The sequence below is a fragment of the Streptomyces cinereoruber genome, from assembly GCF_009299385.1.
GTDB classification, from domain to species: domain Bacteria; phylum Actinomycetota; class Actinomycetes; order Streptomycetales; family Streptomycetaceae; genus Streptomyces; species Streptomyces bikiniensis.
Window position 1 is genome coordinate 470,778 of record NZ_CP023693.1, and the last position, 23,215, is coordinate 493,992.

General features: G+C 73.4%; 26 protein-coding genes and 1 pseudogene. 8 read left to right on the plus strand and 19 right to left on the minus strand.

Annotated elements, in window-relative coordinates; genetic code table 11:
- Positions 1 to 67 precede the first annotated feature (67 nt).
- The 8 genes from abc-f to CP977_RS02235 form a co-directional block, all read right to left on the minus strand.
- Positions 68 to 1,726, minus strand: coding sequence for a ribosomal protection-like ABC-F family protein (gene abc-f / locus CP977_RS02200; protein ID WP_152369509.1), 1,659 nt, complete (start codon positions 1,724 to 1,726; stop codon positions 68 to 70).
- Between the two features lie 186 nt (positions 1,727 to 1,912).
- A complete protein-coding gene (locus CP977_RS02205) occupies positions 1,913 to 3,127 on the minus strand; it encodes a serine hydrolase domain-containing protein (RefSeq protein WP_152369510.1) in 1,215 nt (404 codons plus the stop codon).
- Positions 3,128 to 3,338: 211 nt separating this feature from the next.
- Positions 3,339 to 3,767, minus strand: a complete 429-nt coding sequence (locus tag CP977_RS02210; RefSeq protein ID WP_062761099.1) for a subtilase-type protease inhibitor — start codon at positions 3,765 to 3,767, stop codon at positions 3,339 to 3,341.
- 481 nt (positions 3,768 to 4,248) lie between these two features.
- On the minus strand, positions 4,249 to 5,340 hold the full coding sequence (locus CP977_RS02215) for a serine hydrolase domain-containing protein (RefSeq protein WP_152369511.1): 1,092 nt from the start codon (positions 5,338 to 5,340) through the stop codon (positions 4,249 to 4,251).
- Positions 5,337 to 6,236, minus strand: coding sequence for a DUF6895 family protein (locus CP977_RS02220; protein WP_062761280.1), 900 nt, complete (start codon positions 6,234 to 6,236; stop codon positions 5,337 to 5,339). Before CP977_RS02220 ends, CP977_RS02215 begins: the two co-directional genes overlap by 4 nt.
- 95 nt (positions 6,237 to 6,331) lie before the next feature.
- Positions 6,332 to 7,426 carry a DUF6895 family protein gene (locus tag CP977_RS02225; protein WP_183953294.1) on the minus strand — a complete coding sequence of 365 codons (1,095 nt, stop codon included), beginning with the start codon at positions 7,424 to 7,426 and terminating at the stop codon, positions 6,332 to 6,334.
- A complete protein-coding gene (locus CP977_RS02230; RefSeq protein WP_109186277.1) occupies positions 7,423 to 8,238 on the minus strand; it encodes a hypothetical protein in 816 nt (271 codons plus the stop codon). The genes CP977_RS02225 and CP977_RS02230 overlap by 4 nt, the downstream gene beginning before the upstream one ends.
- On the minus strand, positions 8,238 to 8,423 hold the full coding sequence (locus CP977_RS02235; RefSeq protein ID WP_062761103.1) for a hypothetical protein: 186 nt from the start codon (positions 8,421 to 8,423) through the stop codon (positions 8,238 to 8,240). Before CP977_RS02235 ends, CP977_RS02230 begins: the two co-directional genes overlap by 1 nt.
- A gap of 85 nt (positions 8,424 to 8,508) precedes the next feature.
- Here CP977_RS02235 and CP977_RS02240 point away from each other — a divergent pair.
- A pseudogene (locus CP977_RS02240) lies at positions 8,509 to 8,942 on the plus strand (SRPBCC family protein).
- Positions 8,943 to 9,122: 180 nt separating this feature from the next.
- Here the strand turns inward: CP977_RS02240 and CP977_RS02245 are convergent.
- Complete coding sequence (locus CP977_RS02245; RefSeq protein WP_167309047.1) at positions 9,123 to 9,380, minus strand: DUF5133 domain-containing protein; 258 nt, start codon at positions 9,378 to 9,380, stop codon at positions 9,123 to 9,125.
- Positions 9,381 to 9,525: 145 nt separating this feature from the next.
- Between CP977_RS02245 and CP977_RS02250 the strand changes: the two genes are divergently transcribed.
- Together CP977_RS02250 and CP977_RS02255 are read left to right on the plus strand one after the other, a co-directional pair.
- On the plus strand, positions 9,526 to 10,767 hold the full coding sequence (locus CP977_RS02250) for a glycosyltransferase (RefSeq protein WP_109186279.1): 1,242 nt from the start codon (positions 9,526 to 9,528) through the stop codon (positions 10,765 to 10,767).
- Between the two features lie 250 nt (positions 10,768 to 11,017).
- On the plus strand, positions 11,018 to 11,677 hold the full coding sequence (locus tag CP977_RS02255; RefSeq protein WP_062761108.1) for a DedA family protein: 660 nt from the start codon (positions 11,018 to 11,020) through the stop codon (positions 11,675 to 11,677).
- Positions 11,678 to 11,802: 125 nt separating this feature from the next.
- Here CP977_RS02255 and CP977_RS02260 read toward each other — a convergent pair whose 3' ends face one another.
- From CP977_RS02260 to CP977_RS02290, 7 genes are all read right to left on the minus strand, one after another.
- Complete coding sequence (locus CP977_RS02260) at positions 11,803 to 13,668, minus strand: glycoside hydrolase family 18 chitinase (protein ID WP_152369513.1); 1,866 nt, start codon at positions 13,666 to 13,668, stop codon at positions 11,803 to 11,805.
- A gap of 267 nt (positions 13,669 to 13,935) precedes the next feature.
- Positions 13,936 to 14,730, minus strand: a complete 795-nt coding sequence (locus tag CP977_RS02265) for a helix-turn-helix transcriptional regulator (RefSeq protein WP_152369514.1) — start codon at positions 14,728 to 14,730, stop codon at positions 13,936 to 13,938.
- A gap of 305 nt (positions 14,731 to 15,035) precedes the next feature.
- A complete protein-coding gene (locus tag CP977_RS02270; protein WP_079131652.1) occupies positions 15,036 to 15,434 on the minus strand; it encodes a WhiB family transcriptional regulator in 399 nt (132 codons plus the stop codon).
- A 53-nt stretch (positions 15,435 to 15,487) separates the two neighbouring features.
- Entirely contained in the window at positions 15,488 to 15,832 is a 345-nt protein-coding gene (locus CP977_RS02275) for a DUF3140 domain-containing protein (RefSeq protein ID WP_062761118.1), read from the minus strand.
- A complete protein-coding gene (locus tag CP977_RS02280; protein ID WP_062761120.1) occupies positions 15,832 to 16,059 on the minus strand; it encodes a hypervirulence associated TUDOR domain-containing protein in 228 nt (75 codons plus the stop codon). The genes CP977_RS02275 and CP977_RS02280 overlap by 1 nt, the downstream gene beginning before the upstream one ends.
- Positions 16,060 to 16,276: 217 nt before the next feature.
- Positions 16,277 to 16,729, minus strand: coding sequence for an SRPBCC family protein (locus CP977_RS02285; RefSeq protein ID WP_062761123.1), 453 nt, complete (start codon positions 16,727 to 16,729; stop codon positions 16,277 to 16,279).
- A 125-nt stretch (positions 16,730 to 16,854) separates the two neighbouring features.
- The gene (locus CP977_RS02290; RefSeq protein ID WP_062761125.1) at positions 16,855 to 17,460 is read right to left on the minus strand and encodes a hypothetical protein; all 606 of its coding nucleotides are present in this window, start codon (positions 17,458 to 17,460) and stop codon (positions 16,855 to 16,857) included.
- A 190-nt stretch (positions 17,461 to 17,650) separates the two neighbouring features.
- Between CP977_RS02290 and CP977_RS02295 the strand changes: the two genes are divergently transcribed.
- Together CP977_RS02295 and CP977_RS02300 are read left to right on the plus strand one after the other, a co-directional pair.
- Positions 17,651 to 18,163 (plus strand): TspO/MBR family protein, encoded by a 513-nt coding sequence (locus CP977_RS02295; RefSeq protein WP_062761127.1) that lies wholly within the window; start codon positions 17,651 to 17,653, stop codon positions 18,161 to 18,163.
- Between the two features lie 153 nt (positions 18,164 to 18,316).
- On the plus strand, positions 18,317 to 18,541 hold the full coding sequence (locus tag CP977_RS02300) for an EF-hand domain-containing protein (RefSeq protein ID WP_062761129.1): 225 nt from the start codon (positions 18,317 to 18,319) through the stop codon (positions 18,539 to 18,541).
- Positions 18,542 to 18,569: 28 nt separating this feature from the next.
- Here the strand turns inward: CP977_RS02300 and CP977_RS02305 are convergent, their stop codons facing one another.
- Together CP977_RS02305 and CP977_RS02310 are read right to left on the minus strand one after the other, a co-directional pair.
- Complete coding sequence (locus CP977_RS02305) at positions 18,570 to 18,878, minus strand: hypothetical protein (protein WP_062761131.1); 309 nt, start codon at positions 18,876 to 18,878, stop codon at positions 18,570 to 18,572.
- 118 nt (positions 18,879 to 18,996) lie between these two features.
- Positions 18,997 to 19,290, minus strand: a complete 294-nt coding sequence (locus tag CP977_RS02310) for a hypothetical protein (RefSeq protein ID WP_062761133.1) — start codon at positions 19,288 to 19,290, stop codon at positions 18,997 to 18,999.
- A 200-nt stretch (positions 19,291 to 19,490) separates the two neighbouring features.
- Between CP977_RS02310 and CP977_RS02315 the strand changes: the two genes are divergently transcribed.
- From CP977_RS02315 to CP977_RS02325, 3 genes are all read left to right on the plus strand, one after another.
- Complete coding sequence (locus CP977_RS02315; protein ID WP_062761135.1) at positions 19,491 to 19,802, plus strand: hypothetical protein; 312 nt, start codon at positions 19,491 to 19,493, stop codon at positions 19,800 to 19,802.
- 137 nt (positions 19,803 to 19,939) lie between these two features.
- Entirely contained in the window at positions 19,940 to 20,980 is a 1,041-nt protein-coding gene (locus CP977_RS02320; protein ID WP_062761137.1) for a vWA domain-containing protein, read from the plus strand.
- Between the two features lie 232 nt (positions 20,981 to 21,212).
- The gene (locus CP977_RS02325; RefSeq protein WP_152369515.1) at positions 21,213 to 22,400 is read left to right on the plus strand and encodes a phospholipase D-like domain-containing protein; all 1,188 of its coding nucleotides are present in this window, start codon (positions 21,213 to 21,215) and stop codon (positions 22,398 to 22,400) included.
- A 165-nt stretch (positions 22,401 to 22,565) separates the two neighbouring features.
- On the opposite strand, the gene CP977_RS02330 is transcribed toward CP977_RS02325, so the two are convergent.
- A complete protein-coding gene (locus CP977_RS02330) occupies positions 22,566 to 23,048 on the minus strand; it encodes an ATP-binding protein (RefSeq protein WP_229991502.1) in 483 nt (160 codons plus the stop codon).
- Between the last annotated feature and the right edge of the window lie 167 nt (positions 23,049 to 23,215).

Here is a 23,215-nt window from a genome sequence, read left to right on the forward strand (position 1 = left end):
CGTCGGCAGGACGCTGCAATTCCTGCGCCGCCGGGGAGAGGGCGGGGTCCGCGGTTCGGGGCCGGGGTCAGACCCTGCGGCCGGCGCGCAGCTCGAGCCGCTCGCCTTCGAAGCGGGCGCGGAAGTCCCGGTCGTGCGAGACCGCGACCACCGCCCCCGGGTACGCCACGAGCGCGGTCTGGAGGTCCTCGACCAGGTCGAGGGCGAGGTGGTTGGTCGGCTCGTCGAGGACGAGGAGGTCGGCGGGCCGGGTCACCAGGGTCGCGATCCGCAGCCGTCGCCGCTGTCCCACGGACAGGTCGGCGACCGGGACGCTCAGGTCCTCCTCGCGGAACAGGCCCAGGGACAGGAGTCGTTCGGCGTGCTCGTCCGACGGTCCGGGCAGCCCGGCGGCGAACGCGGCGAGCAGCGGGAGCCGGGTGGAGCGCACGGGCAGTTCCTGCGCGAGGTAGCCGATCCGGGCGGGGCGGCGCACCGTGCCCGCGTCCGGCTCCAGGTCGCCCGCCAGGACGCGCAGCAGGGTCGTCTTGCCCGCGCCGTTCTCGCCCGTGACGAGGAGCCGCTGCCCGGGCTCGACCGTCAGGAGGCCGTCCAGGCGCAGCCGCTCCCCGACCCGTACGCCGTCGAGTGCGGCGAGGGGGCCCCGCGCCGGGCCGTCTTCGGTGGTGGGCGGCGCCGTCGCGAAGCGGAGCGGTGCCGGTGGCTTCGGCACCGGGTGGCGCCGCAGCCGGGCCAGGTGCTCCCGGACCGAGCGCACCTGGCCGCCGAGCTTGGCCTCGCTGGAGCGGCGGTGCTTGCCGAAGCCCTGCTTCGGGTCGCGGCCGGTGGTGGAGAGCCGCCTCGTCGCGGCGTCGAGCAGTTCCTCCGTGCGGGTCACCTCCGCGGTCCAGTCCGCGTACCGCTGCTCCGCGCCGCGTCGGGCGGCGGCCTTGGCGGCGCGGTAGCCGGCCCAGCCGTCGCCGTACCGGCGGACGGTGCGCTCGTCGCGGTCGACCTCCAGGATCGTGGTGGCGACGCGCTCCAGGAAGCCGCGGTCGTGGGTGACCGCGACGACGGTGCCGCGGTGGGCGCGCAGCTGCTCCGCCAGCCAGTGCGCGGACGCGGCGTCGAGGTGGTTCGTCGGTTCGTCCAGGAGGAGCAGTTCGGGGGCGGCGGCCAGGACGCAGGCGAGTGCGAGCCGTGCCTGTTCACCGCCTGAGAGGGAGCCGAGCGGGCGGTCGCGGGTGACGTGGGCGAGGCCGAGGGAGTGCGTCGCGGCGTCCACCCGGGCGTCGGCCTCGTACCCGCCGCGTTCCTCGTAGGCGATCAGCAGTTCGCCGTAGGCGGCGAGCTGTTCGTCCGACGCGTCGGCGAGGGTCTCCTCCGCCGCGCGGAGCCCCCGCTCCATGGCGCGCAGTTCGGTCAGGGCGAGGTCGACGGCGTCCTGCACGGTGCGGGACGCGTCGAGGTCGAGGGTCTGGGCGAGGTGGCCGACGCCGCCGGGGAAGACGACGGTGACCTCCCCGGCGTCCGGCGTCTCGGCCGCGGCGAGCAGCCGCAGCAGGGTGGACTTGCCGGAGCCGTTCTCGCCGACGACGGCGGCCCTCTCGCCCGGTCGGACGGTGAGGGACACCTGGTCGAGGACGATCCGGGTGCCGTAGGACTTGGTGGCGTTGCGGACGGACAGCTGTGCCGCGGCGGGGGCGGTGGCGAGGGTGGGCAGGACGGTGCGGGCGCGGTCGCGCATGGGCTTTCCCGGGCGTACGAAGGGTCTACGGGCGGCGGAGACGGCGGCGTCGGCCGTGCCCGGACTCAGACGAAGAAGAGGAAAGCCATGCCCCCACCGTAACAAGACGCGCCGTCTCGCCTCCAGTCGTTTGTTTCGCCTCCGGTCGTTCGCTTCGTACGCCCGGAGCCCGGGCGGGGCCGGGGCTCAGCGGCGGAGCAGGGCGCAGACGAAGTCCTCCTGGACGGCGCGGACCCGGGCCAGCAGTTCCGGCTTGAGGGTCTTGCTGGTCTGGGTGTTGATCGAGAACGTCAGGGAGCGCTTACCGTCCGCCGTGGCGGCGGCCAGCTGGGTGTAGCCGGGGTAGTTGCCGGTGTGGCCGTAGACGGTGCCGCACCGGGTCTCGTACCGGAAGATCGCCAGTCCGCCCGCGTTGGTCCCGGGTCCCGCGGGCTCCGAGGCGGCGCCGGGGATGAAGCGGCGCTGCTCCTTCCTGACCTCCTCGGAGAGGTAGCCGCGGCCGCCCGCCCAGGCCCGGACGAAGGCGTTCAGGTCCTTGGGCGTGGCCACGATGCCGCCGGAGGCCCATACGCCGGAGGCGCTGATGGCCTCGCTGATGTCCTCGGGCGGGGCGGGCGGCGTGACGTCGTAGCCGTGCAGGTAGGGCCTCGGCATCCGGTAGCCCTGCGGGAGGACGGTCCGCCGCAGGTCGAGGGGCCGGTACACGAGCTGTTCGAGCAACTGCTCGTACGGTCGGCCGGTCGCCGCCTCGGCCATCAGCGCGACGGCGATGTTGTCGGAGTTCGAGTACGCGTACCGCGATCCGGGCGGGAACAGCAGCTTCCGGTCGGCGACGAAGTCGAGGAGTTCGCGCGAGTCGAAGCGGTGTCGCGGGTCCGCGACCAGGATCTCCAGGAACGAGGGGGCGGTGGAGAAGTCGGGCAGTCCGCTGGTGTGGTTGAGCAGCTGTCGGAGGGTCACCTTGTGCCAGGCCCGGGGCAGGGCGGGGAGGCGGCGGCCGATCGTGTCGTCCAGGTCCAGGCGGTGCCGGTCGACCAGGCGCAGGGCGACCGCCCCGCTGTACGCCTTGGCGACGCTCGCGAGGCGCATGTACGCGTCCGCCCGGGGCGGTCTGCCGGTCCTGGTGTCGGCCACGCCGGCCCGGTGGACCGTCGTCCGGTCGCCCACCTGCATGAGGGCGATCACGCCGGGCGGGCCGCCGGCCGTCCGGACGAGGTCGTCCAGCCGCTTCTGCAGGGCCTTGTCCGAGGGCGGGGGCGAGGACGGGGGCGTTCCGGTCGCCTGCGCGGGCCCGCCGGCGCCGCCCAGCACGAGGGCGCCGGAGAGGGCGCCCGCGAGGGCGGCGACGGACAGGCGCAGACGTGCGCGCGGACGGAAGCGGACTCCGGGGCGTGCCGACACGGAAGCTCCTTCGGGGTGCGACGGCGGGCGGGCGAGGGCCCGGCAGGGTGGGGATCCGGCGGAGGGAGGCCCGGCGGAGGAGGATTCACCTCAGCATCGGACGCTTTGCCGTTCCCCGCCTTTGCGCTGCTCCATCCGGCCGAGATCCCCCGCCCCGCCCCCGCCTCCCGGTCCCCGCCGTGCGTCACGGGCCGGCGGGCCGGTGGGCCGCTCAGAACGCGAAGGCCTCCCCGCCGTTCAGGGTGGTGCCCATGACGCAGGCATTGGAGAAGGTGTGCTGCCAGGAGGTGCGGGTCCCCTCCCAGACGCCGTCCAGGGTGACGGTGACGGGGTCGAAGTGCTGCGGGCAGGCCCGGTCGGGGTCCGGAGAGGCGAGGAGTCCGTCGAACCCGCCGCCCGCGAACCCTCCCTCGAGTTCGGCGCAGGCGGCCTCCGGGGCGGGGTGCGTCCCGCCCGGGACGGGCGCGCAGCTGAGCGTGGTGGCGCGCAGGACGGTGACCGGGCCGGAGGCGTCGCCCTTGCCGACCGAGAGCACGAGGGCGGAGGGGGCGTACAGGCTGGTGGAACCGGCTTCCGCGGCACCGGCGCCGACGAGGCAGAGAAGGACGGCGGCGGAAACTGCGACAGAACGACGAAGCACGGGAAGATTCTCTTTCGATCGAGAGGAGTGGGGGGATTTTCTCCTGCGATTCCCACCCACCTTGCGCTTCGGAGTGTGTCCGACACGCTGCGCCACCGCACCTTCATGACCGTTATTCGGACATGGAGGTGCTCTCAGCGGTGTTCGCAGTGCGTCGAGGCTGCTCAGGAGCGGCACGAGGGGCCCCGACGCGGTCCCGTGCCGCGCCGCTCCCCTCCCCCCACGGGCAGCCGACCTGCTCGAAGACGCGTGCGCTTTACCGAACGGCCATTCAGTACGGCCGGTTAGCGACGCCCCGGCGCCACCGCGCCCGAGGAAGCGGCCGCCCTCGCGTTCGTGACGGGCGGTCGGGCATCCGTGAGGTGATGCGACGTTCGCGCAGCCGGGCCGTGCCGTGGACGCACGGCTCCTCTCCCGTCCGCCGCACCCGTGGAACGCCGGCGAGCGGGGGACGGCGGCTGCCGGCCGCGAGGGGCGGCTGCTACGGACCCTCGCACAAGAGGGTGAGTGCCTCGGCGGAGAAGGGGTCGGCGGGGCGGTACCGGCGGGTGGAGACCGCGGCCAGGGCGAAGCCCGTGGCCGGGCAGAAACCGAGGAACGCCTGCTGCCCCGGGGTGGCCCCGCAGTGGAAGTAGGCCGGTCCGCGCGGGGTCGGCTGCTGGAACCAGGTCAGCGTGTGCGTCTGGCGGTGCTCCCCGCGGCCGTGGCTCAGTACCGGTCGGCGCACCTCGCGCAGGGCGTCGGCCAGGGGCCCGCTCGGCTCCAGGTGGGCCTCCAGGAAGGCGAGCAGGTCGTGCGGGGTGGCGCGCACGGCTCCCGCCGCGGCGAACCCCGCGATGTCCAGGGGCGGCAGGGGCGTGGTGCCGTCCTTGGCGTGGCCGGTCGCGTCCCGCCCGCCCTCGGCGCCGGGCCGCAGGGCGGTGCCGGACAGGCCGAGCGGGGCCAGGACGTGCTCACGCAGGAGGTCGTCCCAGGGCGTCGCGGTGCGGGCCGCGAGGGCGTGACCCAGGACGGCCACGCCGAAGTTCGAGTAGCGCCAGCGGGTGCCGGGGCGGCGGGGGCGGGCGCGGGCGAACGCCTCGACGACGCGCCGGGCGTCGTATCCGGCGTAGGGGTTGGTGTTCCGGCGCGGCAGTGCCCGCAGGTAGAGGTCGCGGGGCAGTCCGGGCAGTCCGGAGGTGTGCGTGATCAGGTGGTGGAGGGTGACGGGATCGCGGCCGGGCGGCCGGTCCGGAAACAGGGCGGCGTCCACCGGGTGTCCGAGGGGGGTGTGTCCGGAGGTGGCGAGGCAGGCCAGGAGCAGGCCGGCGAAGGTCTTGGAGGCCGAGCCGATCTCGTAGCGCAGCTCCTGGCGGTCGGTGGCCGTCGCGTCGGCCGTGCCGCCGTCGCACAGCGTCCTGCGGCCCCGTACGGAAGCGGCGAAGACGACGTCGGGGGCGTCGGCGGAGGCGACGGCGGCGGCCAGTCGGTCGGCCAGGGGCGCGGTCGTTCCCGTTCCGGGCGGACCGGCGACCCGTGCCGGGGCCTCGCCCCCGCCGTCCTCGGGACCCGTTTCGTCCGTGTACGGCTTCACGCGGTCGCTCCCGGGGAAGGCGGCGCGCCCGCGAGGCGGGAGAAGGCGCGGGAGGTGGCCAGGGTGGCGGCGAAGGCGGCGACGACGGTGGAGTGGTAGACCACGTCGAACACCGCGTCCTCGTCGCCCTCCTCCGGCATGTCCCGTACGGCCGGCATGGCTCCGTCGGGCTGCTGCGCGGCGGCGAAGGCCCGCCAGGCGCGGGCGTCCAGCGTGGGGTGCTCCAGGCAGGCGTCGACGACGAGGAGTTCGCCGAGCAGGTCCCAGCGTCGCAGGTCCAGCCAGTCGTCCAGCCACACGGGGAGCCAGGTGGCGAGGTAGTCGGCGGTGGCGGGCGGCAGGTCGGCGGGGCGCGCGCCCCAGTCCGTGAGGTGGAAGACGGTGTGGGTGACGTCGTAGGCGGCGTACCCCTCGACCGTCCACGGCTCCGGCGCGCGGGCCAGCCAGGTGCGTGCCGCGGCCTCCTCCACCGGGATGCGCGGGGTCAGCCCGAAGCGGTGCTCGAAGGCGCTCAGGCCCAGGCGCCGCACCGGCCTCATCTCCATCGCGGCCCAGCTGTCGAGGCGTTGGTTGAGCCGGACCGCGCGGTCGACGTACGGCCGGCGGTAGCCCATCTCCCAGAACGGCAGGTAGACGTCGAAGGGGACGGGGGAGATCGGCTCGCGGCGCTGGCCCTCCTCCAGCATCCGGCCGCCGTCGAGGACGTCGCGCCACAGGTGGTCCAGGAGCCGGCGGGCCAGGTCGACCTGGTGGGAGCCGGCGACGCCCTCGCGGAAGAGGACCTTGCAGATCATGGCGACTTCGCCGACGGGTTTGAAGCGGTCGAGGAAGCCCGTCTCGGGGTCGGCGTCCGGCTCCAGGCGGAATCCCTCCCGGTGCTCGTACAGCCACTCCATGGCCCGCAGGCCGATGTGGTGGAAGAGCGCGGTGTCCACGGCGTCCGGTCCGTCCTGCGCGGAGGGGCCGGAGGGCGCGGGCGGCTGGTGGAGGGTCATGGGGCATCACCCGGCGGCGCGGTCTCGGGGCCCGGGAGGACCGTGGCGGTGAGGGACACGGGGGGAACCCCGTACAGACGGGCGGTGGTGAGGGTCGCCGCGTAGGCGGCCACCAGCGTCGAGTGGTAGCAGTGGGCGAAGCCCGGCTCGACGGTGTCGCCGCGGCGGCTCGGTCCGACCTCGCACAGTCCGCCCGCCGCGTCCTGCGCGGCCGCGAGCCGGGCCCACGCCGGTTCCACGGTCCGCGCCGGGACGGGGGTGGGGAGGCCGGCGGCCACGGCCAGCAGTTCCCCGGCGAGGTCCCAGAGCTCCTCCTCCAGGCACGAGTCCAGCCAGGCGGGCAGCCAGTGGTGGAGGTAGCGCGCGAGCCGGGGCGGCATGCGGTGCGGCGCGTTGCCCCAGTCGGTGAGGTGGAAGACGACGTGGGTGAGGGCGTAGCCGGCGGAGCGTTCGAACATCCACGGTTCGGGCAGGCTGCCCAGCCAGGTGCGGTGCAGGGCGGTGAGCGGCGGGGCGTGCAGGGGCAGGCCGGTGCGGTGCTCGGCGTTGAGGATGCCCAGGCGGCGGGTCGGGTCCTGTTCCGTGTGCGCCCAGCTCCGGGTGCGGGCCAGCGTGCGGGCCAGTTCCTCGAAGGCCGGGTGCCGGAAGCCCGCCGACCGGAAGGCGGCGTAGATCTCCAGTGGGTAGGTGGACATCGGTTCCGCGCGGAGCTGTTCGAGGAGCAGGGAGCCCCGGCGCGTCTGTCCCCAGGCGAACTCCAGGAGTTCGGCGGCGCGTCGGCGGGCCGGGCCGGAGGTGGTGTGGCGGCGGATGCCGTCGCCGAGCTGGGCGAGTTCGCCGAGCGGTTTCCAGGTGCGGTCGACGAGCACGTCGGGCGCCAGCACGTCCTCGGGCAGCGCGAAGCACGGGAGGTGGTCGTACACCCAGTCCAGGGCGGTGCGTGCCACCTCCGCGGCCTGCGGGGCCGCGGAGGGGCGCGGGGCGCCGCCGGCGGGGGGCCGCGCGGTGTCGCCGACGGGCGGCCGGGGACCTTCGCCGGCCGGTCCGACCGTCTGCGCGCCGAATTCCCGGTCCGGTACCGCCGCCGTCATGCGCGCACCCCCGTGCCGTCCTCCCGCTCGACGCCTGCCGACCGGATCGCGCGGAAGTGCTGCGCGGCGTGCACGTGCAGGTCCACCCGGGGGTCGGAACCGCCCATCAGCAGGACGAAGTCCAGACCGGAGTCCAGGCCCAGGGTCTTCGGCACGTCGTCGACGACCGCCAGCCAGCGGCCCGCGGCGGCGGCCTGGAGCCAGTCCCGTCGGCGCACCGCCCGGACGAAACCGCGCGCGAGGTCGACGGGTCGCTGCCGGGCGACCCGCGCGACGGCGGACTCCGCGAGCACCGTGTGCCCGCAGGCGGCGGCCGTCGCCGTGTCGCCGGGAACGGCGAGCGGGGCGAGGAGCGCGAGCTGGTGGGTGAGCTGCTGCCAGGGGACGGCGGCCGGCCACGCGTCCCGTGCCCCGCCGGACCCGGCGTCGTGGTCGGGGCCGTGCTCCGCCGGGAGTCCGTCGGGCGCTCCGAAGGTGACGGACCGCGCGTCGGAGTGGTCCGACATCCGTGTCAGGGCCCAGTGGCTCCAGACGGTCACCGGGGAGGAGTCGGCGCGGGGCGGGAAGGTGTCGGCGGCGCGTCGGCACGCGGCGACGTCCTGCGGGTGCGGCGGCCTGCCGTGCACGAGGGCGGGGAGCAGGAGGTCCGGTCCGAGCATGCGCACGGCCGCGAGCCACGGGCCGTCGCCTTCCGCGCCGGTCGTCCCGCTCCGGGCAGAGGAGTGGTCCCCGCCCTTGAGGGCGGAGACCACGTCCGAGGCGAGGTCATGGACCGCTTCCGCCACACGGGCAGCCGCCTCTGACCGCTCCATCAGCCCTTCTTGGGGCGGGGCGTCGGCGGCGACAGCAGGAGGCCGTACTGGCCGCCGGAGAGCGCCAGCGCCGCGCATTCCCTGGTGTCACGGGCCGTGCCGCCCGGCTCGCACGGGTTCAGGGCCTCTTCGATGTCGATGTCGTTCCACGTGGTGTCGTGGACGATTCGCTCGGTGGAAGCCATGCCACCATCCCTTTCCACAAACTCAAACCCGGCAAAGCGGGACTTTTTGGGTGTAATTTCCCTTCCAGTAGAACGCCACACCCGTATAGACGCAAGCGCACGGTCGTCACCGAAGCTCGACATCACGGCACCGGTGGCCGTGAGCCGGCCCCTCTGGGCCGACGTCGAGCGCCGGCCCGCCTCTCTCCGTCACGTCGGACGCGCCGGCCCCATCGACGCCCGGACGTTCGCGTGGCAGCTCTCCCTGCCGGGCGTCGACGAGGTCTTCGTGGCCGAACTGACCGAAGTGGTACCGGAGGAGCGGATCGCCTGGCGGACGACGGAGGGGTCCGCCACGCGGGGGTGGTCACCTTCCACCGGCTGAGCGACCCGGAGAGTCGGGTGACGCTCCGGGTCGAGTACGAACCGAAGGGTCTCGTCGAGCACTTGGGTGCCCTGACGAACCTCGACGCGACCCTGGCCAACTACGACCTGGGCGAGTTCCGGCGGATGGCCGAGCACGAGGCCGGCCACCGCTGAGGACGGTCGCCCGACGCGCGGGAGCGCCGGACGCCGGCCCGAAGGCCATGCCGGGGACCGGTGGGAGGCGGGAGGGGCACGGCGCACCGTCTCCGGGCGGGAGGCGGGCCGGTCCCGCCGTACGCGGATGGCCACCACTCCGCGGGGCATCCCGCCGGGAGGGGGCGGGGCGGACTGCGCTCAGGCGGCCAGCTCCGGTGCCGTCCGGGCGGCCCCGGACGGCACCGGGCGGGTACCCCGTCCGCGGGAAGCGGCCAGCAGGGCGTCAGCGGTTGCCAGGGCGTCCTCGACGCAGGTCGTACCGGTGGCCGCGCACAGGGCGCGGGAGACGTCTTCCAGGAGTTGTCCCTCCCTCCTCTCGCCACGCGCCTCGGCGATGCGCAGGTCCGCGTAACGGGTGAGCAGGGAACGGAGGGTGCGGGAGTCGGGAATCAGCACGGGCCGGCCTTTCACGGTCCAACAAGTGGTGCCCGTGTGCCCCGCATCCGCCGGAACATGCCCGTCCCGGACGAAAACACGTACCGATCGGACCGGAAGTCCTCCGGCGGGGCGCGCCGGACGCCCTCTGCCGTGTCCCCGCCGGATGGGTCACACTGGCGGCGTGCGCATCGTGATGATGACGGCGGGGTCGCGGGGCGACGTCGCGCCGTACACGGGTCTGGGTGCCGGTCTCGTGCGGGCGGGCCACGAGGTGACGCTGGCCGCGCACGCGATGTTCGAACCGCTGGTGGCCGGTTCCGGGGTGCGGTTCCGTCCGCTGCCGGTGGACCCCCGGGCCGAACTGCGTTCCGAGCGGGGCCGACGGCTCCACGACGCGAGGACCGGTGCGGGCAAGCTCGTGCGGCTGGTGTCCATGGCCCGCCGGGCGGCCGACGAACTGACGGCCGCCCTGGTGGAGGCGGCGCGGGAGGGTGACGTCCTGCTGGTCGGCGGGGCGCTGGGGCCGCTCGGGTACGCGATCGCCGGAAGGCTGTCGCTGCCCGCTGTGGGGCTGCACCTCCAACCCCTCCACCCCACGCGGGAGTTCCCCGCTCCGGTACTGGGAACGCGGTCGCTGGGCACGGTGGGGAACAGGTGGAGCGGGCTCGCCGTCACGACCGGGCTGGAACTCGTGCTCGCGGGCTCCGTCCGGTCGCTGCGCCGGCACGGACTCGCGTCGGCGGGCCGGTCCGGGAGCCGCGCGGCACCGCCCGTGCTGCACGGTTACAGCGAACTCGTCGTCCCCCGCCCCCGGGACTGGCCCGCGCACCTGGAGGTGGCCGGGTACTGGTGGCCGCACGAGACCGGACGGCTCGCTCCGGAACTGGAGGACTTCCTCGCCGCCGGACCGGCGCCCGTCTTCGTGGGTCTGGGCAGCGCCACCGTTCCCGATCCGGAGCGGGTGAGCCGCGCGGTCGTCGCCGCACTGCGCGCGGCGGGCGTGCGCGGCGTCGTCCAGCGGGGGTGGGCGGGCCTCGAGGGCTCGGGCGACGACATCCTGACCGTCGGCGAGGTGCCGCACGCGCTGCTGTTCCCGCGGACGGCCGCCGTCGTCCACCACGCGGGGGCCGGCACGACCGGCGCCGTCCTGCGGGCCGGAGTGCCCGCCGTTCCGGTGCCCGTCCAGTTCGACGCGGCCTTCTGGGCGTCCCGGCTGACCGCGCTGGGCACCGCTCCCCCGGCGGTGCCGTTGCGCCGCCTCACCTCCGGCGCGCTGGCCGCCGCCGTGCGCCGGGTGACGACGGACCGTTCCTACCGGGATCACGCCCGGGCGGTGGCCGGGCGTCTGGCCGGGGAGGACGGCGTCGCACCGGTGCTCGCCGCGCTCGACCGGGCGACGCGCTGATCCGAGCGGTGTCATGCGCGGGCGGCGGTGTGCCGTCACCCGCCCGCCCGGCCGCCCGCCTCCAACGCCCGCCGGGAGACCGCCGCCGTCGTCGATTCCGGACCCGCGCGTGCGGATCGCGGCGGAGCGGGTAGCAGGGAAGGCACTCCCGGGTTGCGGGCCTTCACCGGCCCGTGCGAGGCCTGCCGAAGTGGTGACAGGAACGCGGCCCCGGGGCGTCCGATCGGCCCGGCGGCTTGGAGAGACCACCATGCACCTCACGTACTCGGCGGCACGGCAGCCCTCGGACGGCCTCGCGGGCTGGGCGACCGGCCTCGTCGAGACCCTGGGCGGCCCCGGGGCGGGCCTGGCCGTGGCACTGGAGAACCTCTTCCCGCCCCTGCCGAGCGAGGTGATCCTGCCGCTGACCGGGTTCGCGGCCGGTCAGGGTGTGCTCACGCTGTTCTCGGCGGTGTTCTGGACCACGCTCGGCTCGGTCGTGGGCGCCCTGGTCCTCTACTGGATCGGGATGCTGCTCGGACGGGAACGCCTGCACGCCCTCTGGGCGAAACTGCCGCTGGTGAAGACCTCCGACCTGGAGCGTGCGGAGGAGTGGTTCTCCCGGCACGGCACCAAGGCGGTCTTCCTCGGCCGCATGGTGCCCGTCGTCCGCAGCCTGGTCTCCGCTCCGGCCGGGGTGGAGCGCATGCCGCTGCCCCGGTTCGTCGCGTTGACCGCACTCGGCAGCCTGATCTGGAACGCCGCCCTGATCCTGGCGGGCTACTGGCTGGGGGACCGGTGGGACGCGGTGGAGGGGTACGTCGGTCTCGTCTCCAAGGCCGTCCTGGTCCTGGGCGCCCTCGCCCTCGTGGCTTACGTGACCGTTCGGCTCCGGGACCGCGACCGGGACGGCGAGCGCCGCACCCGCTGACCGGGGGTTCGTCGGGCGCATCGGGTCCCGGAGGAGCGTCCTCGACGGAAAACGTCCCGCCCGCCCCCTCTTCGGGGCGGGCGGGACCGGTGTGGCGGTGCGGCGCGAGGACGGCCGCAGGGGCCCTACTTCAGGCCGTTGCTGATCGCGCCGACCAGTTCGCCGTCGACGGTGTCGCCGTTGAACTCCCAGAAGAAGGCTCCGCCCAGGCCCTGGCTCTTGGCCCAGCCCATCTTGGACGTGACCGTGGCCGGGGTGTCGTAGCTCCACCAGTCGGTGCCGCAGTGGGCGTAGGCCGTGCCGGCGATGGTGCCGGTGGCCGGGCAGGTGTTCTTGAGGACCTTGTAGTACTGGTTGCCCGGCTCGACGCCGGCCGCCGGGCCGGTGGCCGTGCCGCCGGGGGCGGACTGGGTGACGCCGGTCCAGCCGCGTCCGTAGAAGCCGATGCCGAGCAGCAGCTTGTTGGCGGGCACGCCCTTGGCCTTCAGCTTGGCGATCGCGTCCGCCGAGGTGAAGCCCTGGGCGGGGATGCCGGGGTACGAGGTCAGCGGGGAGTGCGGGGCGGTCGGGCCCTGCGCCGCCCAGGCGCCGAAGAAGTCGTACGTCATCACGTCGTACCAGTTGATGTACTGAGCGGCGCCGCCGTAGTCGGCCGCGTCGAGCTTGCCGCCGTTGGAGCCGTCGGCGGTGATGGCCGCGGTGATCAGGTTGTCGGCGCCGAACTTGGCGCGCATGGCCTGCATCATGTTCCTGAAGGCCGCCGGACCGCTGGTGTCGCAGGTCAGACCGCAGGCGTTGGGGTACTCCCAGTCCAGGTCGATGCCGTCGAAGACGTCGGCCCAGCGCGGGTCCTCGACCAGGTCGTAGCAGGACTGGGCGAAGGCGGTCGGGTTCTGCACGGCCTGGCCGAAGCCGCCGGACCAGGTCCAGCCGCCGAAGGACCAGAGGACCTTGATGTGCGGGTACTGCGCCTTCAGCTTGCGCAGCTGGTTGAAGTGGCCGCGCAGCGGCTGGTCCCACGCGTCGGCCTTGCCGTCCACCGACTGGTCGGCGGTGAAGGACTTCTCGTAGTCGGCGTAGGCGTCGCCGACGGTGCACTTGCCGTTCTGCACGTTGCCGAAGGCGTAGTTGATGTGCGTGATCTTCGACGCGGAGCCGGAGGTCACCAGGTTCTTCACCGTGTAGGGGCCCCAGTTGGTGAAGTAGCCGAGGTTGATCTTCCCGTTGCCGCCGGGGTTCCCGCCGCCACCGCCGCCGGTGGTGCGGACCGCCGTGGCGGCGGAGGCCGGGCCGGTCTGGTCGGCGGTGTCGCGGGCGACCACGGTGTAGCTGTAGTCGGTGCCGGCGGTCAGGCCGGTGTTCGTGTAGGTGGTGCCGGTGACGGTGGCGACGGTGGCCCCGTCGCGCTTGACGTCGTAGTTCTTGACGCCCTTGTCGTCGGTGGCGGCCGCCCAGGTGAGCTTCACCGAGGTGTCGGTGATGTCGCTCGCGGTGGGCTTGCCGGGCGCGGAGGGCGCGTTGTCACCGGGGTTGGTGGAGCCGCCGTCGCAGGGGGCGCCGTTGAGCTTGCAGCCGCTGGGGGCGCCGGTGCCGCTGCCGTTGAACCCGAAGGAGAGGGAGGCGCCGGGGGCGAGGGTGCCGTTCCAGCCGAGGTTCTTGGCGGTCCAGTGGTTCGCGGAGTTGGTGACGGTGGCGTCCCACGCGGAGGTGACCTTGGTGCCGGCGGGGAAGTCCCACTCGACGGTCCAGGAGGTCAGGGTGGTGGTGCCGGTGTTCTTGATGGTCCAGTTGGCTCCGAAGCCGGAGCCCCAGTCCTGGGTCTTGGTGTACGTCGCGGTGGCGGAGGCGGCGGCCTCTGCGGGGGCCGCGAGCCCGACCATGGCGGCCAGGGGGAGGACCAGCGCGGTGACGCCCGCGACGGCCTTCGCCCGGCCGGACCGGGTGACGCTCCGCGGCGACCGGAGTCGGCGGCGGGGTGTTTCGGTGCTCAACGATGCTCCTCGGATGGGATCCGGCGCGCAGGGGGATTCGTGACCCGCACGCCCTGCATGGCCCTGAGTACGTGGTGCCCTGCCCTGCGCTCACCGCAGTGCGTTGCGGCGACACTAAGAAGGTCTGGACCAATCGTCAAGAGGTCTGGACCGCTTCGCTCGTACGAGGGGAATGACCAAGTCCTCTTCCGGCACCGCCGTTTGGGTTCCGGAGCCCAGGTCAGGAAGCTCCCGGGTGCGAAGCGTCCGGGTCACTGAACTTCCGGGTCACGAAGCTCCCGGGTCCCCCTCGAGCAGACCGGCGCGCTGGGCGCGCAGCACCGCGCCGAGCCGGTCCGCGGCTCCCAGCTTCCGGTAGAGCGCGTGCAGGTGCTTGTGCACGGTGCGCGGTGAGATCCCGAGACGACGGGCCATGGAGTCGGCCGGCAGGCCGGTGGCGAGCAGGTGCAGGACGTTCAGTTCGCGTGGGGTCAGCGGCGCCGCCAGGGAGCGATTGGCCTCCCGCCCCCGGTCGGCGCCCGCCGCCTCCCGTAGCGCGTTCAGGAGGGACCGGTGGTTCGTCGCCGCCTTGAGCAGCGGCTGTACGCGCGCGGCGTACCGCACGTCGTGCGGGGAGAAGTCGCCGCCCGGGCGGTGCACCATGAAACCGCTGACGTGCGGCCCTGCACCGGGGAACGGTATGCCGAGCACGTGGCGCGTCCCGAACGCCCGGTGGAGGGCGTCGGCCGTCGCGCTGTGCCGCCAGACCCGTGCCCCCGTGATGCCCGCGGCGCTTCGCGGAGCCCGGTCCTCGCCGGCCCCGTAGTGGTCGGCGAAGGGGTAGCCCTCCCGGATGCGGCGCCGGACCGACTCGTCGTGGTGCCGCTCTTCCGCCTCCGGCCGGCCCGACCAGAACGCCACGCTGCCCCGCTCCCGCGTCCAGGGCTCTTCCTTCACGACGACCAGCGCCGCGTCGAGCGCGGTGAGCAGTTCCTCGGCGAGCAGGGGCCAGACGCGGTCCGGGTCCTCGGTGCTCATCACCTCGACCGCCAGGTCCAGCATCCGCGCATGCCGTTCCCGCATGACCGCTTCCCCCGGAAGACCTTGTGGACCGTGCCGTTCCACGGTAACCGACCGCCGTCCATACGTACTTCTCCCCATGGCCTGGTTGTCCGGTTCACGCCATGATCGGACACCGGCGCATTCACCGCCACAGCCCCGGAGCGTTGCGGAGCGGCTCGGAGCCGCTCCGGGCCGCCCGGAGGCGCGACGCGCTGCGTCACCGTGCTGAACGGGGTTGAGCACGGTGGGCAGGGGGTCGACGGTCCGCTCGCGCGCCTGCTCCGCCGGGCAGGACGCGAGCGGCCGCGCCGGACGGACGGCGCCGGTCAGCGGGCCGCGTACCGACGCGGGGCGGCCGCGCCGCGCACCCGTCGTTCGTGTTCCGTCCGCGCCGATTCCAGGAGGCGCCGCCAGGACACCACGGTGGGACGCCGCCGAAGCAGGGCGCGCCGTTCCCTGTCGGTCATGCCGCCCCACACACCGTGCTCGATGCGCCGGTCGAGGGCGTGGGCCAGGCATTCGGTGCGCACCGGGCAGGCCACGCAGAGCGCTTTGGCCTGGTTCTGGGCGGCGCCGTCGGCGAAGAGTTCGTCGGGGTCGGCGGTCCGGCACGCCGCTCGCTCGCTCCAGTCCTCCCGGTCGTGTCGGTCCACCCCGTCCTCGCCCTCCCCCTGTTCGGCACGTCTCGCCCTCCGGCACCGTCCGTATGCCCGGCGTTCGGACATAGATGCGGACGGACGGCACCGGGAAAGGGGTTCGGCCCGGGCGAACCGGTGGGTCACTTCTCGGGGTCGTGGCCCCAGTTCATGAGGGAGTGGCGCCACCTGGTGTCGGTGACGTCGCCCTCCGGACGCTGCTCGACGTGGCGGTGGACATAGCCGGTCACCTTGCGCATGTGCGCCAGGTCGTCGTCGTCGAGATCGGCCTTCCGGGTGCGGAGGAGCTCGACGATGCGCCTGCCGGACGCGTGGCCGACGCTCTCGCCGCCCCCGTCGCTCTGCCCGGCGCTCTTCGACTCCTCCGTGTCCAGCCACTTCTCCATCTGCGAGGCGGTCATGTTGACCGCCTCGTCGAACGCGGAGACGATCTCGTCCCGGTCCTGGTCGCGCTGCTCGGAGGGCATCAGGAGTTCCCGCCCTTCTTGCGCAGGGCTCCGGGCTTGTGCACGGCGGAACGGCCGGTCCTGTCGCTCTCCACCTCGTACTGCGGCTCCTCCTTCGAGGCGTCGACGGTCCGGCCCGCCGCCCGGGTCCGGCCGGTGATCTTCTTCTTGACCTTTCCCTCGACGGTCCGGCCGTGGCTCTTCCAGGAGACGTCGTCGCCCGTGCCCAGGTCGTCCTTCTTCGTCATCGTGCTCTCCTCACGGCCCCCGGTCGGTCTTGTCCCCCGAGGACCAGGGTCCTCCCCCGCGCCCTCGTCCGCACGGGAGGACGGGCATACGCGCGGGCCCGTGCCGGCGCGTGGTCCGGAGCACGGCGGAGCCCGGCCGTCGGGGGACGGCCGGGCTCCGGGGCCGGCGGGCGGTGTCCGGGCCGTGGGCCGGGTGCCGCCAGGGGGGTGATCCCCGTCAGACCTCGCCGCGCCAGCCGCCGGTCTCGGCCCCGCCACGGGACTCGATGAACTTCTTGAACCGCTTCAGGTCGCCGACGGCCTGTCGCTTGACGACCCCGAGCTTGTCGCCGACGGTCTCGGCCAGCCCCTCGGGGTCGTGGTCGAGCTGGAGCATCACCTTGGTGGTGCGGTCGTCGATGCGGTGGAACGTCACCACGCCCGCCTGCCTGACCTCGCCGCCGACGGTGGTCCAGGCGACGCGCTCGTCGGGGATCTGCTCGGTGATCTCCGCGTCGAACTCCCGCCGGACGCCGTCGATCCTGGTCACCCAGTGGGTGAGGGTGTCGGTGCGCTGCTCGATCCGCTCGACGCCCTCCATGAACTCGGGGAACTCCTCGAACTGGGTCCACTGGTTGTAGGCGGTGGTGACCGGGACGTCGACCTCGACGGACTCTTCGACCTGCGACATGCTGTCCTCCTCGTTCCGCCCGGGCCGGGTGGGCCACTGCGCGGCGGTGGGTCCGATGAACGGCTTTCGCTCTCGTATGCCTCGTCCGAGGCGGTTCATGCGGCCGGTCGGGGTCCTCCACGGCTTCAAGGTCGGCCGGCGGTGCTGCCGTACGGTTCGCGGTGGTCCGCCAGGATCTCGGCCGCCCTGCGCCGGTGGTCGCGGAAGCGGCGCAGGTACGAGCGCGCCATGGGGCCGGGCGGTACGCCCCGGGCGAAGAGGCGCATGTTGCGCGCGCCCGTGTTGTAGCCGAGGGCGAGCAGTTCGTCGCGGGTGTAGCGGCGCGCGTGGCGCTCCGGAAGGCACCGGTCGAGGTCCTTCAGGTGCAGGGCGGCCGCGTGGACGGCGAAGGCGGGGTCGTCGCGGAGGTCCTGCCACCGCTCCGCCAGGCCGTGCGTCCGGCGGACCCGTTCGAAGGCCGCGCGGTGCATGTTGGCGAGGCCGAAGGACGCCCCGGGCTTCCACCACTGCCAGAGCCGCTCCAGGAGGGGGTGGTGCGGCTTGTACGCCTCGTTGTGGAGCACGGTCAGCACCAGCAGGGGGGAGACACCGGCCTCCTCCGCGCTGCGCAGGACGCACGGGGCGTAGTCGGCCGGATCGTATCCGCCGGGCCTCAGGGGCGGTGTCGGAACGTCGCCGCGGTCCACCAGTCGCAGCCGTCGTCCCGGTCCCGGCACGGTCCGCCCGGTCATACGCACTCTCCCTCGTTCCCTGTTCTCCGTACTCGGCCGCGCCCGGGAGGCCGGGCGCGTGCCGTCACGGGGTTCACGTGCCCTACGGATCCGCGCCCATTCCCGCACGTACGACGCGCCGGACGGGCCCACCGGCGGGAACCCGCCGGAAAGGGCGTCGGCGGAGGAGAACGCGGGCACACGCGACGGTGTGAGGATCACCGGTGAGAACACGAAGCCCGTCGTCGGCGGATGGAAGCCCTACGCGGCCGCGGCCGCGGCGGTCGTCGCGACCGCCGTGGCCGGAGCCCGCGCGGTGGACGCGGACAGCCCGTGGTACGCGTCGCTCGACAAACCGCCGTGGCAGCCGCCCCCCTGGGCGTTCGGGGCCGTCTGGACCCCCTTGTACGCGTCGCTCGCCTGGGCCGGCGGACGGGGGCTCGCCCGGGCACGCGGCTCGCGGCGCACCGCGCTGGCCGCTTCCCTGGGGACGGACCTGGTGCTGAACGCGGCCTGGAACCACCTGTTCTTCCGGATGCGCAGCCCGTGGGCGGGTGTGGTCGGCACCGCGTTGCTGGACGTCGCCAACGTCGAGTTCCTCCGGAGGACGTCCGCGGTGGACCGCGCCGCCGGTCGCGCGCTCCTCCCTTACACGGCCTGGTGTCTGTTCGCCACCGCCCTGAACCTGTCCCTGGCGCGGCGCAACCCCTCCCCCGGGCGGTGAGCGTGCCGACCGACGACGCGGCGCACCCGTCGGGGCCCGGGTACCGGATCACCCGGTCGCCGGCCCCGAGGCCTGCACCGTTTGCGGCCCGGCGGGAGGGGCAGCCGGACATCACTCGTGGCGGAGGGCCCGGGAACGACGAGGGGGGTTCACATGATCGAGGCGGACGCGCCGGACGGTACCAGGGCGGTGTTCGGGGAGTTCGACACCGACGACGACTGGCTGCTGAACGTCCGCGAGTTCGGCGGCGCCGTGGAACGGCTGACGGGACGGTCGCTCGACGACGAAGCGCTGCGGCGCCTCTTCCGCAGGGCGGACGTCGACGGCGACGGTCTGGTCTCCCTCCCCGAGTTCGAGGGATGCCTGAAGGAACTGTGACCCGTCGGGGAGGGCGGGCCGGCGCGGATCAGAGGTCGCTGTCGATGCCGGTGACGGTCGGCGGTCCGAGAGGGGCGTCGGCCTGCGCCACACCCGCCTTCCCCAAGGCTTCCGAGACGATCCTGACGGCGTCCAGTTCGGCCTCGTACCGGTCCGGGGCCTCCACCTCGAGGCGGACCGAGAAGGTGCCCCCCTCGTTCAGCGTGAGGAGGTCCAGGCCCTCGCTCTCGCTCACGTCGGTGTGCTGGGGGGACAGTTCCCTTTCGAGGGCCGAACGTTCGGAGTCGGTGATGCCCGAGGTGAACGTACCGGGGACGGTGATGACGAACGTGGTCATGGCTGCTCCTCAACGGGGCCCGGCCCGACCGTCGGGCCGGGCCCCCTCGGTTCTCCTGACGAAGCCCTACCGGAAGGTTCCCGCGACGCACCGGAAGGCGATCCCGCGCGGGTCGGCCTCAGGCGTTCGCGTGGCGGGGGGCGGACGCCCGTCGCGGTGCGGCGTGGTGCGCCGGACGGCGTCCGGCGGCGGTCCGGAGACCGCGCAGCCAGACGGCGACGGTGCCCAGCAGGGCGACGAAGACCGCCAGCAGGCCCACGGAGACCCACATCTGCCGGGACCCCGGATGGGTCCACGCCGTCCAGGCCGCCGCGACGGCCCACAACAGGGCGGCGGTCGCGTAGAAGGTACGGATCCGGCGCAGCTGGCGCGTGGTCCGCACGGGGGTGAGGTGATCGGTCTTCGCTGCCATGCCGACCCGTGTACCCCGCGCCGTGCGATTCACCGGGGGCCGCACGGCCCTTTTCGGGCCCTGAGGAGAAGCGGGGGCGCGGCTCCTGTCGCAGAATGGCGGAGAGGCCGCCCCGGATCCCGGTGCGCCACCGCGGGAGCCGGCCGGCGGATTCGTTCCGGGCGTGCCCCGGAAGGCGGAACCGAAGGGAGCCGGTGCCGATGACGTCGGGGTCCCACCCGGAGCACACGCCCGACGGGCGCTACGTCGTCGTCGGCGGCCGTCGGTGGCGCGCCACCGACCCCGACGTCCCCCCGGAGGCGGCCGCGAGGCTGCGCTCCCTCCTGATGGCGGCCCGTCGTGCCGTGGCGGCGGCTCTGCGGGAGCACGACGCCGAGGCCGAACGCGCCGCGCGGGCGCGCGTGCACACGGCGAAGGTGGCCCTCGGGGAGCGCGGGGAGCCGTGGTGGGAGCAGAGCCCGGCGGAGCGGAGGGCCCGTTGGAGCCGGGGGCTGGAAGCCCTGGGCGGGTGACGGGGACCGTGCTGTTCACGCCCCGGTCGCAGGGGGGCGCGGGACCGGACGGAGCCGAGGCCGATTGTCAGTGGTGGATGGGACGGTAGGAGCATCCAGTCGGAAGCTCGGAGACTCGGAAACGAGGGGGAGCCGTCATGTCCGGAAACCAGAACTACATCAATCACGTCGCGCTCGTGCTGGACGCCAGCTCGTCGATGTGCCACCTGAGCGGCAAGGTCGTGGAGGTCGCCGACCGGCAGATCGCGTACCTCGCCCGTCGGTCGAAGGAGTTGGACCAGGAGACCCGGGTCACGGTGTACGTCTTCGCCGACGAGGTGAAGTGCGTCATCTACGACAAGGACGTGCTCCGGATGCCGTCTCTGAGGCAGTTGTACCGGGTCGGGGGGATGACGTCCCTGCTGGCGGCCGCGCTGAAGTCGCAGCGGGAGCTGGCGCAGACGGCCCAGCTGTACGGCGACCACAGCTTCCTGACGTTCGTGCTGACGGACGGCCAGGAGAACGCGAGCCACCGCTGCCCGGACGCCCCGTCCAGGGAGCCGCGCGAGCTGGTGGGGGCCGTGGCCGGGATGATCGAGACGCAGCAGGACAACTGGACGCTGGCCGTCCTGGTGCCGGACCAGGTGGGGAAGCGCGAGGCCGTGCAGTGCGGCTTCCCGAAGGAGAACGTCGCCGTCTGGGACGCGACGAGCACACAGGGCCTGGAGGAGGCCGGTCTGGTCATCCAGGAGGCCACGGAGAAGTTCATGGTGGGCCGCACCAAGGGCATCCGGGGGTCGCGGACGGTGTTCTCCACGGGCGCGGAGGCCGTCAACAAGGACACGGTCGCGGCGGCCGGTCTCACCCCTGCGGACCCGTCGGTGTACCGGCTGGTGCCGGTGGGCCACGCCACGGCGATCCGGGACCGGGTCGTCGAGTCCGGACACGCCTACCGCACCGGTTGCGCGTTCTACCAGTTGAGCAAGTCGGAGAAGGTCCAGGCGCGGAAGCAGATCGCGGTGCTGGAGAAGGGGACGGACCGGGTGTACACGGGGCCCGAGGCACGGGCCCTGCTCGGCCTGCCGGACGTGGAGGTGCGCGTGAAGCCGGACCACAACGACGACTTCACCATCTTCGTGCAGAGCACCAGCGTGAACCGGAAGCTCGTGCCGAACACGCGGCTCCTGGTGATGGTCTGACGCCGTCCACGCGTTCCCCCTTTTCGTCCCGTGACGTGACGGGCGCGCGACAGCCTTCCACGCGGACCGGTGGGCCGGCCGGTGAGATCTTGTTCGCACAGCCGGATACGGTTCCGGCGGCCGGGCATGCGGGCACCATGGAAACGAAAGTCAGTTCGGCATCGAAGGTCGGACGTCCCGCCGGTCGGGGCGCGCCCCGCAAGCTTCCCGAACGGTTCGAAGGGGGAACTGAATGACTTCCGTGGAACAGCGTCCCAGACCCGCCGAGATCCGTATCCGGCGCCTGCGCCGACGGCTGGAGCGACTGATGGGTGTCGCCGCGACCGAGGGGAACGAGCTGATCGCGCTGCGCAACGGAGATCAGATCTTTCCGGCCATGCTGGACGCCATCAAGACGGCCGAGCACACCATCGACATGATGACCTTCGTCTACTGGCGCGGACAGATCGCCCGGGACTTCGCCGTGGCCCTCGCCGAACGGGCCGCCGCCGGCGTACGGGTGCGTCTGCTCCTCGACGGCTTCGGCGCCATGCGGATCGAACGGGACCTCCTCGACCGGATGGGCGAGGCCGGCGTGAGGGTCGCCTGGTTCCGCAAGCCGCTGTGGCTCTCGCCGCTCAAGCAGAACCACCGCTGCCACCGCAAGGCGTTGATCGTCGACGAGCACACGGCGTTCACGGGTGGCGTGGGCATAGCCGAGGAATGGTGCGGCGACGCCCGGAATCCCGGTGAGTGGCGCGACACCCACGTCAAGGTTCGCGGTCCGGCGGTGGACGGCATCGCCGCGGCCTTCTCGCAGAACTGGGCCGAGTGCCACGACGAGCTGTACGACGACCGGGACCGGTTCACCGAGCACGAGCAGCCCGGGGACTGCGTCGTGCAGGTGATCCGCGGCTCGGCGAGCATCGGCTGGCAGGACATGCAGACCCTGATCCGGGTCATGCTCACGAGCGCCGAGCAGCGCTTCCGGCTGGCCACTGCCTACTTCGCGCCGGACACCTACTTCGTGGACCTGCTGTGCGCGGCCGCACGGCGTGGTGTCACCGTGGAAATCCTGCTGCCCGGCCCCTACACCGATCAGCGGGCCTGTCGATTGGCGGGCCAGTACCACTACGAACGGTTGCTGGAGGCGGGGGTGGCCATCCACCAGTTCCAGCCGACGATGATGCACGCCAAGATCATGACGGTCGACGGCGTGGCCTCGCTGATCGGCTCGACCAACTTCAACCGCCGTTCCATGAGCCATGACGAGGAGGTGATGCTGGCCGTCCTCGACGAGGAGTTCACCGCCGGTCTGGACCGGGACTTCGAGGAGGACCTGCGGCGCAGCGCCCCCGTCGATCCCGCTCGTTGGCGACGCCGTGCCGCCCTCCAGAGGATGCGAGAGGCGGCCGTTCTGCCCATCCGCCGGTTCCTTTAGCCGCGGTCGGCTTCTTCGGGCCCCGGGGATCCGGCCCGTCGTCCCGGCCGTTCATGTGGACCGTGTCCCCCTCGGCCTTCCGCGATGCGTCGCGTACGGGGACCGTGTTCGACATGGGGACGGAGGGCCGTGCCTCGCTCCGTCCGGAGCCCCGTCCCGATCGGATCAGGCCCGGGACGGGGCGGGCAGGGCGGCGGCCTCGGAGCGGTCGGCGCCGGGGTCCGCCGGGAGCGCGAAATGGGCGACGATCCGCTTCCCCACGCCGTACGGTGCCGCCACGACCCTGTCGCTGACCGTGTGGACCAGGCGCAGTCCGTGGCCGCCCACGCGCGCCGGGTCGGCCTCCCTCACCTTCGGCACCTCCGTGGAGGTGTCCCACACGGCGATCGTGAGTTCCCCGTCGGAAAGCCGCAGGACGAGGCCGCAGGGGCCGGGGGCATGGCGGGCGGCGTTGGTGACGAGTTCGCTGACGGCGAGTTCCGCGTCCAGGCGGAGCGGGACGGGCACCGCGGCGCGTCCGGTTCGCGGGACCTCGTCGAGGAGAGCGCGCAGGGCGTGACGCGCTTCCGCGGCACGGACCGCACCGTCCTCCCAGACCACTTCGTGCCGCAGCGTGGCACGGCCGTCCGGGGCCGGCTCGCCTGCCACCTGCTTTCCTGGCGGGATGACCATGCGGGAATCTTTCGTCGTGTCCGTCGCTCTTCGGTGCTTGTGTGCTCCTGCGCCTACCCCCGGCACCGGACGCACACACCGCGGTCGGCTCCGAGTGCCGCCGAACAGAGTACGCGGTCGCGTCGGGACGGCACACCCACGGC

What these genes read in the sequence shown, in the direction of transcription:
- abc-f (WP_152369509.1), bottom strand. Translation starts at nt 1,726, where the DNA reads ATGCGCGACCGCGCCCGCACCGTCCTGCCCACCCTCGCCACCGCCCCC.
- CP977_RS02220 (WP_062761280.1), bottom strand. Translation starts at nt 6,236, where the DNA reads ATGGAGTGGCTGTACGAGCACCGGGAGGGATTCCGCCTGGAGCCGGAC.
- CP977_RS02225 (WP_183953294.1), bottom strand. Translation starts at nt 7,426, where the DNA reads ATGACGGCGGCGGTACCGGACCGGGAATTCGGCGCGCAGACGGTCGGA.
- CP977_RS02230 (WP_109186277.1), bottom strand. Translation starts at nt 8,238, where the DNA reads ATGGAGCGGTCAGAGGCGGCTGCCCGTGTGGCGGAAGCGGTCCATGAC.
- CP977_RS02235 (WP_062761103.1), bottom strand. Translation starts at nt 8,423, where the DNA reads ATGGCTTCCACCGAGCGAATCGTCCACGACACCACGTGGAACGACATC.
- CP977_RS02250 (WP_109186279.1), top strand. Translation starts at nt 9,526, where the DNA reads ATGGGTCACACTGGCGGCGTGCGCATCGTGATGATGACGGCGGGGTCG.
- CP977_RS02255 (WP_062761108.1), top strand. Translation starts at nt 11,018, where the DNA reads ATGCACCTCACGTACTCGGCGGCACGGCAGCCCTCGGACGGCCTCGCG.
- CP977_RS02265 (WP_152369514.1), bottom strand. Translation starts at nt 14,730, where the DNA reads ATGCGGGAACGGCATGCGCGGATGCTGGACCTGGCGGTCGAGGTGATG.
- CP977_RS02270 (WP_079131652.1), bottom strand. Translation starts at nt 15,434, where the DNA reads ATGTCCGAACGCCGGGCATACGGACGGTGCCGGAGGGCGAGACGTGCC.
- CP977_RS02275 (WP_062761118.1), bottom strand. Translation starts at nt 15,832, where the DNA reads ATGCCCTCCGAGCAGCGCGACCAGGACCGGGACGAGATCGTCTCCGCG.
- CP977_RS02280 (WP_062761120.1), bottom strand. Translation starts at nt 16,059, where the DNA reads ATGACGAAGAAGGACGACCTGGGCACGGGCGACGACGTCTCCTGGAAG.
- CP977_RS02285 (WP_062761123.1), bottom strand. Translation starts at nt 16,729, where the DNA reads ATGTCGCAGGTCGAAGAGTCCGTCGAGGTCGACGTCCCGGTCACCACC.
- CP977_RS02290 (WP_062761125.1), bottom strand. Translation starts at nt 17,460, where the DNA reads ATGACCGGGCGGACCGTGCCGGGACCGGGACGACGGCTGCGACTGGTG.
- CP977_RS02300 (WP_062761129.1), top strand. Translation starts at nt 18,317, where the DNA reads ATGATCGAGGCGGACGCGCCGGACGGTACCAGGGCGGTGTTCGGGGAG.
- CP977_RS02305 (WP_062761131.1), bottom strand. Translation starts at nt 18,878, where the DNA reads ATGACCACGTTCGTCATCACCGTCCCCGGTACGTTCACCTCGGGCATC.
- CP977_RS02310 (WP_062761133.1), bottom strand. Translation starts at nt 19,290, where the DNA reads ATGGCAGCGAAGACCGATCACCTCACCCCCGTGCGGACCACGCGCCAG.
- CP977_RS02315 (WP_062761135.1), top strand. Translation starts at nt 19,491, where the DNA reads ATGACGTCGGGGTCCCACCCGGAGCACACGCCCGACGGGCGCTACGTC.
- CP977_RS02320 (WP_062761137.1), top strand. Translation starts at nt 19,940, where the DNA reads ATGTCCGGAAACCAGAACTACATCAATCACGTCGCGCTCGTGCTGGAC.
- CP977_RS02325 (WP_152369515.1), top strand. Translation starts at nt 21,213, where the DNA reads ATGACTTCCGTGGAACAGCGTCCCAGACCCGCCGAGATCCGTATCCGG.